This window comes from Flavobacterium succinicans LMG 10402, assembly GCF_000611675.1.
In the GTDB taxonomy this organism is placed as follows: domain Bacteria; phylum Bacteroidota; class Bacteroidia; order Flavobacteriales; family Flavobacteriaceae; genus Flavobacterium; species Flavobacterium succinicans.
The window spans coordinates 122,737-134,875 of the sequence record NZ_JATV01000010.1 but is presented as its reverse complement, the minus strand read 5'-3'; the positions used below and the strand labels follow the sequence as shown (position 1 = coordinate 134,875).

General features: G+C 33.7%; 11 protein-coding genes. 9 read left to right on the top strand and 2 right to left on the bottom strand.

Annotation, left to right across the window (positions count from 1 at the left end; translation table 11 throughout):
• The first annotated feature begins 2 nt into the window (after positions 1 to 2).
• The 9 genes from ilvN to AO58_RS0111335 all read left to right on the top strand — a co-directional run bounded on the left by ilvN (position 3) and on the right by AO58_RS0111335 (position 9,331).
• Positions 3 to 521 carry an acetolactate synthase small subunit gene (ilvN, locus tag AO58_RS0111375; protein ID WP_024981824.1) on the top strand — a complete coding sequence of 173 codons (519 nt, stop codon included), beginning with the start codon at positions 3 to 5 and terminating at the stop codon, positions 519 to 521.
• A gap of 57 nt (positions 522 to 578) precedes the next feature.
• Positions 579 to 2,048 (top strand): ketol-acid reductoisomerase, encoded by a 1,470-nt coding sequence (ilvC, locus tag AO58_RS0111370; protein WP_024981823.1) that lies wholly within the window; start codon positions 579 to 581, stop codon positions 2,046 to 2,048.
• 325 nt (positions 2,049 to 2,373) lie between these two features.
• Positions 2,374 to 4,281: an acetate--CoA ligase gene (gene acs, locus AO58_RS0111365; RefSeq protein ID WP_024981822.1), complete on the top strand. Its 1,908-nt coding sequence runs from the start codon at positions 2,374 to 2,376 to the stop codon at positions 4,279 to 4,281.
• Positions 4,282 to 4,439: 158 nt separating this feature from the next.
• The gene (locus tag AO58_RS0111360; protein ID WP_024981821.1) at positions 4,440 to 5,558 is read left to right on the top strand and encodes an NAD(P)/FAD-dependent oxidoreductase; all 1,119 of its coding nucleotides are present in this window, start codon (positions 4,440 to 4,442) and stop codon (positions 5,556 to 5,558) included.
• Positions 5,559 to 6,278: a methyltransferase domain-containing protein gene (locus AO58_RS0111355; protein ID WP_035717710.1), complete on the top strand. Its 720-nt coding sequence runs from the start codon at positions 5,559 to 5,561 to the stop codon at positions 6,276 to 6,278.
• Positions 6,275 to 7,327, top strand: coding sequence for a type III polyketide synthase (locus tag AO58_RS0111350; protein ID WP_024981819.1), 1,053 nt, complete (start codon positions 6,275 to 6,277; stop codon positions 7,325 to 7,327). Before AO58_RS0111355 ends, AO58_RS0111350 begins: the two co-directional genes overlap by 4 nt.
• 11 nt (positions 7,328 to 7,338) lie before the next feature.
• Positions 7,339 to 7,761, top strand: coding sequence for a 3-hydroxyacyl-ACP dehydratase FabZ family protein (locus AO58_RS0111345; protein WP_024981818.1), 423 nt, complete (start codon positions 7,339 to 7,341; stop codon positions 7,759 to 7,761).
• A gap of 13 nt (positions 7,762 to 7,774) precedes the next feature.
• Positions 7,775 to 9,052 (top strand): beta-ketoacyl-[acyl-carrier-protein] synthase family protein, encoded by a 1,278-nt coding sequence (locus AO58_RS0111340; protein WP_024981817.1) that lies wholly within the window; start codon positions 7,775 to 7,777, stop codon positions 9,050 to 9,052.
• A gap of 15 nt (positions 9,053 to 9,067) precedes the next feature.
• The gene (locus AO58_RS0111335) at positions 9,068 to 9,331 is read left to right on the top strand and encodes an acyl carrier protein (protein WP_024981816.1); all 264 of its coding nucleotides are present in this window, start codon (positions 9,068 to 9,070) and stop codon (positions 9,329 to 9,331) included.
• 278 nt (positions 9,332 to 9,609) lie between these two features.
• Here the strand turns inward: AO58_RS0111335 and AO58_RS0111330 are convergent, their stop codons facing one another.
• Together AO58_RS0111330 and AO58_RS0111325 are read right to left on the bottom strand one after the other, a co-directional pair.
• Positions 9,610 to 10,209, bottom strand: a complete 600-nt coding sequence (locus AO58_RS0111330; RefSeq protein WP_024981815.1) for a 3'-5' exonuclease — start codon at positions 10,207 to 10,209, stop codon at positions 9,610 to 9,612.
• Position 10,210: 1 nt separating this feature from the next.
• Positions 10,211 to 12,127, bottom strand: a complete 1,917-nt coding sequence (locus tag AO58_RS0111325) for a DUF294 nucleotidyltransferase-like domain-containing protein (protein WP_024981814.1) — start codon at positions 12,125 to 12,127, stop codon at positions 10,211 to 10,213.
• Positions 12,128 to 12,139 lie beyond the last annotated feature (12 nt).

Sequence of the window (12,139 nt, the reverse complement as noted above, 5' to 3'; positions counted from 1 at the left end):
TTATGGAAAATAAAACATTCACGATTTCTGTATATTCAGAAAACAACGTAGGCTTATTGAACCGAATTTCAGGAATATTCCTAAAACGACATATTAATATTTTGAGTTTAAACGTTTCCGAATCCGAAATAGAAAATGTTTCGCGTTTCATTATCGTAGTAAACACCACCGAAAAATGGGTACAAAATATTGTAGGTCAAATTGAGAAACAGATTGAGGTCATCAAGGCTTTTTATCATATTGACGAAGAAACAATTTTCTTAGAAAGTGCAATTTTCAAAATAGAATCAAGTTTGCTGTTTGATGAACGACAAATTCAAAACATCATAAAAGAGAGTAATTCACAAATTGTTACCGTATCAAGAGACTTCTTTGTGATTTCTAAATCCGGAAAACATTCCGAAATAGTAGATTTGTACAATAGCCTAAAACCTTTTGGTATTATGCAATTTGTGCGTTCTGGCAGAATTTCGGTTTCAAAAGCAAAAATGGAAATTTCTTCATTATTAGAAAATTTGTAATTCACAACCCAATAAACATTATAAAAAAAATTAAAAAATCATTTAACAATAAAAAAAATGGCAAATTATTTCAATTCATTACCACTTAGATTACAATTAGAACAATTAGGCGTTTGCGAATTCATGGATCAATCTGAATTTTCAAATGGAATAACAGCTTTAGCAGGAAAAAAAGTAGTCATTGTAGGTTGTGGAGCTCAAGGACTAAATCAAGGTTTGAACATGAGGGATTCAGGTTTAGATATTTCTTATGCTTTACGCGCTGAGGCAATTGCTCAAAAAAGAGCTTCTTACATGAACGCAGTAGATAATGGTTTTACAGTAGGAACCTATGAAGAATTGATCCCAAGTGCTGATCTTGTTTGTAATTTAACTCCTGATAAGCAACATACTGCAGTTGTAAACGCCATCATGCCATTGATGAAAGAAGGAGCTACTTTGGCCTATTCACACGGTTTTAATATTGTTGAAGAAGGTATGCAAATTCGTAAAGATATTACTGTGATTATGTGTGCGCCAAAATGTCCAGGCTCTGAAGTTCGTGAAGAATACAAAAGAGGTTTTGGAGTGCCTACCTTAATTGCGGTACACCCAGAAAACGATCCAAACGGATTAGGTTTAGAGCAAGCCAAAGCCTATGCAGTAGCTACAGGTGGTCATAGAGCTGGTGTTTTGAAATCTTCTTTTGTTGCTGAAGTAAAATCAGATTTGATGGGAGAGCAAACCATTTTGTGCGGTATGCTACAAACGGGTTCTATTTTGTGTTTTGACAAAATGGTTGAAAAAGGAATCGAGCCAAGTTATGCTTCAAAATTGATTCAATACGGTTGGGAAACCATCACGGAAGCATTAAAACATGGAGGTATTACCAATATGATGGATCGTTTAGATAATCCTTCAAAAATTGAAGCCTATGAATTGGCTGATGAGCTAAAAGATATTATGCGTCCTTTATTCCAAAAACATATGGACGATATCATTTCGGGGGAATTCTCAAAAAATATGATGATTGATTGGGCCAATGATGATATCAATTTATTGTCATGGAGAGCGGCAACTGCCGAAACAAATTTTGAGAAAACTGCACCAACTGAAGCTCCTATTTCAGAACAAGAATATTTTGATCATGGTGTTTTAATGATTGCGATGGTAAAAGCGGGAGTAGAATTGGCTTTCGAAACGATGACAGAATCTGGAATTATCGAAGAATCTGCATACTATGAATCCTTACACGAATTGCCATTAATCGCTAATACCGTGGCCAGAAAGAAACTGTATGAAATGAACCGAATCATTTCGGATACCGCTGAATATGGTTGTTATTTATTTGATCATGCTTGTAAACCATTATTGGTAGATTTTATGAAAACCATTGATACAAATGTAATCGGAAAACCATTTTCGACCTCAAACCAAGTAGATAATGCGGTTTTGATTGCTGTAAACAACACCATTCGTCAACATCCAATTGAAGAAGTAGGTGCTTGGCTACGTGAATCTATGACGGCAATGAAAAAAATAGGTTAAATTAAGAATTACCATACTATCTAATAGTGTGCTGATGAACACAAATCAATGCAATATTCTTTTATTTGAATTAGTTATTATTCATTGCACTGGTCAATAGCAATCGGATTCACTTAACTTTCGATAAAGTTGAGTGAATGTAATTTTTTCAATAAATGTTTTGACTATAATAGTGTCAAACCAACAAAGCCATGCTTAAATAGTATGGCTTTTTTTATATGAAATTTAACAGTATAAATACGAATCCTTGCTAAATATTATATTTTCAATTGTAAAGTTCAAAAAAGGATTTACTATATTTGAATACTAGATAAAATTAAAAAAAATGAGTTATTTCAAAATCGAAAATTTAGAACAATATTTCAAGCATTACAATAAATCTGTTCGTGAACCAAGAAAATTTTGGGGCAAAATTGCAGAAGAAAATTTTACTTGGTATCAATATTGGGATAAAGTTGTTGATTTTAATATGGCTACTGCAGAAGTAAAATGGTTTACCGATGCTAAAGTAAATATTACAAAAAATTCAATCGACAGGCATTTAGCCAAAAGAGGCAATAAAAATGCAATTATTTTTGAACCTAATAATCCTGATGAAGCTTCCCAGTTTATCACTTATAACGAGTTACATCAAAGTGTTTGTAAAATGGCCAATGTTCTTAGAGAACAAGGGATTACAAAAGGAGATCGAGTTTGTATTTATTTGCCAATGATTCCTGAACTAGCTATTTCAATGTTAGCGTGTGCCAGAATTGGAGCAATTCATTCTGTTATTTTTGCGGGTTATTCTTCTTCTGCCGTAGCGGCTAGAATCAACGATAGTACTTGTAAAATGGTGATTACTGCCAACGGTGGTTTTAGAGGAAATAAAACCATTGAACTAAAAAGTATTATTGATGATGCATTAGAAAATTCTCCTTCGGTAGAAAGTGTTTTGGTGGCCCAACGTACCGAAAACCAAATTGAAATGAAACCTGGAAGAGATCAATGGTTGCAGCCGCTTTTGGATAACGCTTCGGATAATAATGTGGCAGAAATCATGGATGCTGAAGATCCATTGTTTATACTTTATACGTCAGGAGTTACAGGAAAACCAAAAGGAATGGTGCATACAACTGCAGGGTATATGGTATATACTTCTTATACTTATAAAAATGTTTTCAATCACGATGAAAATGATATTTTTTGGTGTACCGCAGATTTAGGATGGATTACAGGACATTCCTATTCGTTATATGGTCCTTTATTAAATGGAGGTACAACCGTTATTTTTGAAGGAACGCCTTCGTATCCAGATTTTAGTCGTTTTTGGGAAACCATTGAAAAACATAAAATCACTCAGTTTTATACTGCTCCTACAGCGATCCGTTCTTTAGCTAAAGAAAGTTTAGATTATGTGCAACGTTTTCCATTAAAATCTTTAAAAGTTATTGGATCCGTAGGTGAACCCATCAACGAAGAGGCTTGGCATTGGTTTAATGATCATGTGGGTGATAAACGTTGTCCAATTGTTGACACGTGGTGGCAAACAGAAACAGGAGGTATTATGATTGCCCCGATTTCTTTCGTTACACCTACCAAACCTACCTACGCTACATTACCTTTGCCAGGGATTCAACCAGTATTAATGGATGAAAAAGGAAATGAAATTCAAGGCAATCAAGTGGTTGGAAGTTTGTGTATAAAATTTCCATGGCCTGGAATTGCTAGAACCATCTGGGGAGATCACCAACGCTATATCAACACCTATTTTTCTGCCTTTCAAGGAAAATATTTTACAGGTGATGGCGCTTTACGAGATGAAGTGGGGTATTACAGAATTACGGGTAGAGTAGATGATGTAGTAATTGTTTCAGGTCATAATTTAGATACAGCTCCTATAGAAGATGCTATAAATGAACATCCAGCAGTAGCAGAATCGGCAATTGTAGGTTTTCCACATGAAATTAAAGGAAATGCATTACTTGGATTTGTGATTTTAAAAGAAAGTGGTGAATACAGAGACCGTGATAATGTGACTAAAGAGATCAATCAAATTATTACGGATCATATTGGGCCTATAGCTAAGCTCGATAAAATTCAGTTTGTTTCGGGATTGCCCAAAACCAGATCTGGTAAAATTATGCGACGAATATTACGCAAAATTGCGGCAGGCGATTTTTCTGATTTTGGTGATACTTCTTCATTACTAAATCCTGAAATTATTGATGAGATTAAGATAAATACAATATAAATAAACTTGTTTTTATTGTCAAAAACTGCTTTTTGAAACACAAAAGCAGTTTTTTTTGTTTAGTGAAATTACTTCTATTTTGAAAGTACTTACTATTTTACGCTTGATTCTCTTTATTGGTATTTATGTAAAAACAATTGATTACATTTACTGATATCATGAAAAAAGAAGTAGTAATAATAGGTGCTGGTCTAGCTGGATTAACGGCAGGAATACAATTATCTCGAAACGGTATTTCGGTAATGATTATTGAAAAAAACGACTTTCCCAAGCATAAAGTTTGTGGTGAGTATGTTTCGAATGAAGTCAAAAGTTATCTTGAATTTCTTGACGTTCCTTTCAAAGAGGCCAATCCATCTTCAATTGATCATTTTGAGTTTTCAACATTAATAGGTAAAAGCGTAAAACAACCCTTGCCTCTAGGTGGATTTGGTATTAGTCGCTATACTTTGGATTTTCTTTTGTATAAAAAAGCCCTTTCAAACGGCTGTACAATCCTGAAAGATAAAGTAGAAAATTGTTCTTTTGATAATGAAGTGTTTACTATAGAGACAGCACAAAAAAAAACTATTCATGCTACCGTTGTGCTTGGTGCTTTTGGAAAAAAAGCCAATTTAGATTACAAGATGGATCGGCAATTTATACATAAAGAAGCACCTTGGTTGGCCGTAAAAAATCACTACACTGGTGTTTTTAAAAATAATATGGTTGGATTGTACCATTTTAAAGGTGGGTATTGTGGTGTTTCAAAAATCGAAAATGATGTAATCAACATCTGTTACATCACGAATTTTATATCTTTTAAAAAATATAAAAACATTGCTACATTTCAGGAAGAAGTCCTTTTTAAAAATGAAAAATTGAAAACAATATTGCAAAGTTGTACTCCTGTTTTTGAAAAGTCATTAACCATTAGTCAATTTTCATTTGATGATAAAGAAGCTGTCTCTAATCATGTGTTAATGATTGGAGATGCTGCAGGTCTCATCCATCCTTTCTGTGGTAATGGAATGGCCATGGCGATTCATAGTGCTAAAATTGCCTCCGAACTCACTACAGATTTTTTAAGCAACAGTGTTACTAATAGATTGGTCTTCGAGCAGGAATATACAAGTCGATGGAATGCAACTTTCAAACAAAGACTTCAATTTGGTAAATGGCTAAGTAAAATTTTAGAAAAGCCAATACTAACTTTGATTGTACTTCAAATTTTGCAAATTTTCCCTTTTCTATTACAACAAATCATTAAACAAACTCACGGAAAACCTATAGCATAAATGAATGTATTTGTACCAACAACTTATCGTACCTCTGCAGAGGAAATCATGGATGATTTTTCGTTAGAGGGCGACGAATTAAGAGAGGCACTTGATAAAATTGCCAAAATAAATCAGTTATTAGGAGGCAATTCCGTAACAGTATCAGGTATTGAAAAGCTATTGAAAAATTGTGATCCTTCAAAAACCATTCGGATTATTGATTTGGGTTGTGGTAACGGTGATATGCTTCGTACCATTGCAAATTTTGGAAAGAAGAATGCGCTCCATTTTGAGTTGATAGGTATTGATGCTAATGCTTATACCATTGCACATGCTACACAATTATCACAAAATTTCAATACTATTCGTTATAGTTGCGAAAACATTTTTGATCCCTCCTTTAAGCAAAAAAGAGCTGATATTTTTTTATGTACCTTAACATTGCATCATTTTCAAGATGATGAAATTGTGACTTTGTTACAAATGTTATATGCTAATGCCAATTTAGGGATCGTTATTAATGATTTGCATCGAAGCGCGTTGGCGTATAGGTTGTTTCAAGCTGTTTGTTTTGTTTTTCGTTTAAATCGTATGTCGCGACAAGATGGTTTAACGTCAATATTACGAGGGTTTAAAAAAGAAGAATTGTTCGCATTCTCAAAAATAATACATCCAAAACACTTTAGTGTGAGATTGAAATGGGCTTTTAGATATCAATGGATAATTTCAAAATTATGAAAGTTAAGATTTGCACAGTAGCCAAACAATTGCCCAATTTTTCAAAGGCAACGCATGAAATTATTCCTTTTTTAGACACTTGGCTAGAGGGTCAAGACGATCGATTTATTCGAAAAGTAAAAAAGATATTCGAAGGCGCCGAAGTAGATAAACGCTATTCTATCATGGATCCGTTGGAGGTTTTTACACAAACTTCATTTGCGGAGCGTAATGCAATTTACAAGCGCGAAGTCATTCAATTGGGTGAAAAAGTATTACTAAAAGCGCTAGAAAATGTGAACTGGTTAGCAACCGATATTGATTTTATTATCACTGTAAGTTGTACCGGAATAATGATTCCTTCACTTGATGCGTATCTGATTAATCGATTAAAAATGAGATCTGATGTTGTTCGTTTACCCGTTACCGAAATGGGTTGTGCAGCTGGAATTTCAGGTATTATTTATGCCAAAAATTTTCTAAAAGCAAATCCAGGAAAAAAAGCTGCAGTTATTGCTGTTGAAAGCCCAACCGCGACTTTTTTATTAGACGATTTTTCCATGGCTAATATTGTGAGTGCTGCCATTTTTGGTGATGGTGCTGCCTGTGTTTTGTTGTCTTCAGAAGCTGAGGCCGAAGGTTCAACTATTATTGGAGAAGAAATGTATCATTTTTATGATGCTATTGATATGATGGGCTTTGAATTAATGCCTTCTGGGCTACAAATGGTATTAGATCCTAAAGTCCCCGAAACAATAGCAGCACATTTTCCAGCGATCATTCATCCTTTTCTAAAGAAAAATGATCTCACTATTTCAGCCATTGATCATTTAATTTTTCATCCCGGTGGAAAAAAAATCATTCAAACAGTAGAAGCTCTTTTTGAAGGATTGGGTAAAAATATTGAGGCTACTAAAAAAATCTTACGATTGTATGGCAACATGTCTAGTGTAACGGTCTTGTTTGTTTTAGAGGAAATTCTGAAACAGCAACCCATAAAAGGATCTAAAGGTTTAATGTTAAGTTTTGGCCCAGGTTTTTCGGCTCAACGCATTCTTTTAGAATTTTAAATACCTACTTTATGCAAAAAATTATTGCTGGTTTACCGTATACAAAGCCTTTCTTGTTTGTGGATTCGCTTCTTTTTATTGATGAGAATAGAGTGGTTGGTACTTATAGGTATGATGAAAATTTGGATTTTTATCAAGGTCATTTTAAAGATCGACCTGTAACGCCAGGTGTTATTTTAACCGAAACGATGGCTCAAATTGGATTAGTCTGTTTGGGTATTTTTTTATTAAATGATAAGTTTAATGAAGGGATCCTAATTGCTTTAACATCAAGTGAAATCAATTTTTTAAAACCTGTTTTTCCAAATGAAAAAGTTACGGTGTATTCAGAAAAAGTGTATTTTAGATTTGGAAAACTAAAATGTAAAGTTTGGATGGAAAATGAAAAAAAGGAAGTGGTTTGCAAAGGTTTTTTAGCAGGAATGATGAAATAAAAAATAGCATAACATGAAAAAAAGAGTTGTAATTACTGGTTTAGGCGTAGTTGCTCCAAATGGAGTAGGGGTTTCAGCTTTTGCACATGCTATAAAAAATGGGATTTCAGGTATTGCGTTTGATCCCGAATTAGAACAATTAGCTTTTTCGTGTCAAGTTTCAGGTAAGCCAACTATTTCTGAAGCTTTGGCTCTAGAATATTTTACGGCACTTGAACTGAAAAATTTTAAAGCAACAGGTATTTTATATGGTGTTATTGCAGGCATGGAAGCTTGGAAAAATGCAGGTTTAAGTATTAAAAACGATACATCACCCGACTGGAACAGCGGAACTATCTTTGGAACAGGAACTTCAGGAATTGAAAAATTTAGGGAAAGTATATACAAAATTGACGACTTGCAAACCCGTCGATTAGGAAGCACTACCGTGGCACAAACCATGAATAGCGGTGTTAGCGCTTATTTGGGTGGAAAATTAGGTTTAGGAAATCAAGTCACTACAAATTCATCGGCCTGTACTACAGGAACCGAAAGCATTTTAATGGGATTTGAAAGAATAAAGTCAGGCTTGTCCAATCGGATGTTGGTGGGAAGTACCAGTGATTCGGGGCCTTATATTTGGGGAGGATTCGATGCTTTAAAAGTTTGTACATATAAACATAATGCAACGCCAACGCAGGCTTCAAGACCTTTTTCGTCTTCAGCTTCCGGTTTTGTTCCGAGTAGTGGGGCAGGTGCGTTGGTTATTGAGGATTTGGATACAGCTATTGCTAGAGGTGCCACAATTTATGCTGAAATAATTGGAGGGAATTGTAATTCGGGTGGTCAAAGAGGGAATGGCTCTATGACGGCACCTAATGGAGTAGCTGTTCAAAAATGCATTACAGACGCATTGCTTAATGCAGAAATTAATGCCTCAGCACTGGATGCGATTAATGGACACGTAACAGCCACAAGTAAAGACTCATTTGAAATTGAAAATTGGTGTAAGGCATTACAATTACAAGGAAAGGATTTTCCTTATATCAATTCTTTAAAATCAATGGTTGGGCACTGTCTTTCTGGAGCAGGAAGTATTGAAAGTGTTGCTACCGTCTTACAATTACATGATGATTTCATTTTCCCCAATTGCAATTGTGAAGATTTACATCCTGAAATCACAGAATGGATTGATCCCTCAAAAATACCAACTGTTGCACTAAACAAAAAAATGGAGTATATTGCTAAAGCCAGTTTTGGATTTGGAGATGTAAATGCTTGTATCATTTTCAAGAAATGGAAGTCTAACTAATAACTAAAACCATTAATGTCAACTTACAACGAAAATAAAATAGAACAGCTTAAGAATATAATTTTGCCCTATGTTCAAAATGCAGAAATGTTAGAGTCCTTGTCAGAGGAAACAGATTTTATCAGAGATCTAAATATAAATTCCTCCAACTTAGTCGATATTGTTCTAGATATTGAAGAAAAATTCGACATTGTGATCGATAATACTTCAATGGAACGAATGACCAATGTGAAGGCGGCTCTCGAGATAATTGAAGAAAAATTAAATCCTACAAAATGATAGCCAAAACGCATCGTTTGCCATCCTTCAAATACTTTTGAAGGTATTGTAGCAATTAATAATCCATTTTATTATTAAAAACGGAATTAAATCCGCAGCGTATCTATACAAGTAGTTAGCTGAAAAGAGCTGTTTTTGAAAATTAAAAGTATTGCACGACAAGAATTCATTCATAAAAACAATAGTGTTTCTTACTGATTACATTTTATTACTCACGAACAAAAGTTAGTTGCTATTATGCATCATCGACAATTTTGCAATGGAATAATGTTAGAAGATTAAAACTTCAAGTCTAATTTATTTTTTAATTTTAAAAATAAAAGCGCAATTCTAAAAGCGTCTTCTGATGAAGAATGTCTGTCACTTTTTGGAATTTTATAAATGCTACAGAGTTCATCTAATGAAAATTGTTTGTCTGTAATGTCATTAATCTTTCGATACATTACATCAACATCAAGTGCCTGATTTTTCAATCGTCCACAGCCTAGTTTTTCTAGAGATGCATTAATCATTTCGACATCAAAATCAACATGATGCCCAATTAAAATAGCATTTCCAATGAAATCCACAAACATCTGAATAGCATCCATTTCGACCAATTTTTTCATTTTGCTATCCACAATAAATTCATTGGATAGTCCATTATCATGAAAATATTTGTATTGTAGTAAAACTGCCTCAAAGCTTTGGCCCATAGCGATACTTGACTCTTCGATTTGAAAGGAGCCAATAGATAAAATCACATCTTTGTTGGAGTTCATTCCTGAAGTTTCAGTTGAAAACACAATGATTTTATCTGGTTTTGATTCAAATTTCTCCAAATATTTTTTCCAAAAATCCGGAAAATCTTTATTTATATTTTTAAGCCAATCTAGCATACTATGAAAATTGTGTAAGTTTAAATTTGCCTTTAATTAATTCTTCTAAATCTTTCATTGGCTGTAAAGCCATTTTTAATTTGTCCTTATCCAATTTTGACATTTCGGTTACCGGTATGTATTGTCCAGAGTCATCATTTTTTAACCCTTCATTAGTTCTAATTTTAGACAATGTAATAAAAGCATCCGCACAATTCAAATAAATCTCTTCATTATTTGGATCGACAATGGCCAATTGCTTATATCTGAGATAGGTATTGTTTATTCCTTTCAAATTGAAATATAAAGCAAATAATCGAGCTCCATCAATTAACGGCATTAGTGCACGTGTTTTAATATCAAATTTATTACGATTGATAGCGTCTTCCTCTAAAATGAATTTCTTGAAAAAAGTAAGCGGAGTATTATTTTTTAAAACATGGTTTCCGAGAAAGTCAAAAAATAAGGTATTGTTTTTTGCGTTTTGCAAAACTACATTTCCAATAGCTTCCTCTAACTTGTCGTCTCCAAAAACCAACTCATAATCGAAGAATATACTACTCATATTGTTACTGTTTTCTCCAGGAGTATTCATCCAACTATTGAATTGTTTGATCCAATCTGATAATGATTTACTCCATTGCAAATTGCCAGCCATATGGTTTTCTGGACAAACAGGATAGCCTACTTTTTCTAATGTTGATGTTGTTCTTTTGGCTAATTTAATAAAATAATCTTTGACATTACGATATTGATCGGCTGGTACATCTTCAAAAATCAACATACTGTCTTGATCTGTAAACAATAATTGCTCCTTACGCCCTTGACTCCCAATACTAAACCAAGCAAAACGAGCAGGAGGGGAGCCCATATCTAATATAGACAATTCTACACTTCTTTTTATAATTGCTAAATTGATCTCACTGGCAATATTAGCTACGTGATAAAGGGGAATATTCTTATTAATTGCATTTTGAATCAAATCGGTCAATCGTTCACGGATTTGTTTTAAATCTTTGGAAGTTAAAGATCGCTTAATTTCTTTGATCATTACTCCAGGATTGCTTGCTTGTGCAATAATCAAGTCATGTTCGGATATAATTCCTTTAACTACAGATTGCGTAGTACCATCAAGCGTAACACATAAATGCGTAACATTATGTTTTAGCATTAGTAATTGAGCTTCTGCCAATGAAATACTTTCAACTACCGGAATTACTGGTGAATCCATAATTTTATCAACAGTATCCGTAATCAAATAGCGTCCAGTTGCCACTTTGGATCGCATATCTTGATCCGTTACAATGCCAATTGGATAGTTTTTTTCACAAATTAAAACATTGTTCACAACTTCTTCTGTCATTATTTGAGCGATATCTTTAATGACTGTTTTGGAAGTAGTGGTTAACGGTGAAGTATTATATGAAAGTGATTGGAAATATTGAATTTCAGATTGTTGTTCTGGAAAAAAAACATTATCAGAAATCATCGCATTCCCATATTTATCTTTATCGTTAGAAAATCTTGAGGTGGCGGCAAAACTTTCTAATAAAAAATTCAAAACCATTGAATTATTGCTCACAAAAGGCCTAAATACGGCAATTGGAATAGCGTACACTATGCTTTCCTCACGAGCTTTTGCGGTCATCATGTAATTATTTTTAGCAAAAAAAGGACGTAAGCCAAAAATATCACCTTGATTGCATTTGTGTAAAAGCGTTTCTTCTGCATCAGAAATAACAGATAAATTAACGGTTCCAGATGCAATTACGTAAAAACAGTCATGAAGAATATCATTAATTTGAAATAATGTTTGATGCTTTTCAAGATAGATAACTCGAATGTTTATTGCAATTTCAGAAAGCTCAGCAAAAGTTAAGTTGTTGAAGGGTGGATATTCTTTAAGAAAATCAGCAATACGTTCAGCCACTGTATTCATAATAAAAAGTAA

Excerpts from the sequence above, each read along its gene's own strand:
- ilvN (WP_024981824.1), top strand. The coding sequence starts at position 3 with ATGGAAAATAAAACATTCACGATTTCTGTATATTCAGAAAACAACGTA.
- ilvC (WP_024981823.1), top strand. The coding sequence starts at position 579 with ATGGCAAATTATTTCAATTCATTACCACTTAGATTACAATTAGAACAA.
- acs (WP_024981822.1), top strand. The coding sequence starts at position 2,374 with ATGAGTTATTTCAAAATCGAAAATTTAGAACAATATTTCAAGCATTAC.
- AO58_RS0111360 (WP_024981821.1), top strand. The coding sequence starts at position 4,440 with ATGAAAAAAGAAGTAGTAATAATAGGTGCTGGTCTAGCTGGATTAACG.
- AO58_RS0111355 (WP_035717710.1), top strand. The coding sequence starts at position 5,559 with ATGAATGTATTTGTACCAACAACTTATCGTACCTCTGCAGAGGAAATC.
- AO58_RS0111350 (WP_024981819.1), top strand. The coding sequence starts at position 6,275 with ATGAAAGTTAAGATTTGCACAGTAGCCAAACAATTGCCCAATTTTTCA.
- AO58_RS0111345 (WP_024981818.1), top strand. The coding sequence starts at position 7,339 with ATGCAAAAAATTATTGCTGGTTTACCGTATACAAAGCCTTTCTTGTTT.
- AO58_RS0111340 (WP_024981817.1), top strand. The coding sequence starts at position 7,775 with ATGAAAAAAAGAGTTGTAATTACTGGTTTAGGCGTAGTTGCTCCAAAT.
- AO58_RS0111335 (WP_024981816.1), top strand. The coding sequence starts at position 9,068 with ATGTCAACTTACAACGAAAATAAAATAGAACAGCTTAAGAATATAATT.
- AO58_RS0111330 (WP_024981815.1), bottom strand. The coding sequence starts at position 10,209 with ATGCTAGATTGGCTTAAAAATATAAATAAAGATTTTCCGGATTTTTGG.
- AO58_RS0111325 (WP_024981814.1), bottom strand. The coding sequence starts at position 12,127 with ATGAATACAGTGGCTGAACGTATTGCTGATTTTCTTAAAGAATATCCA.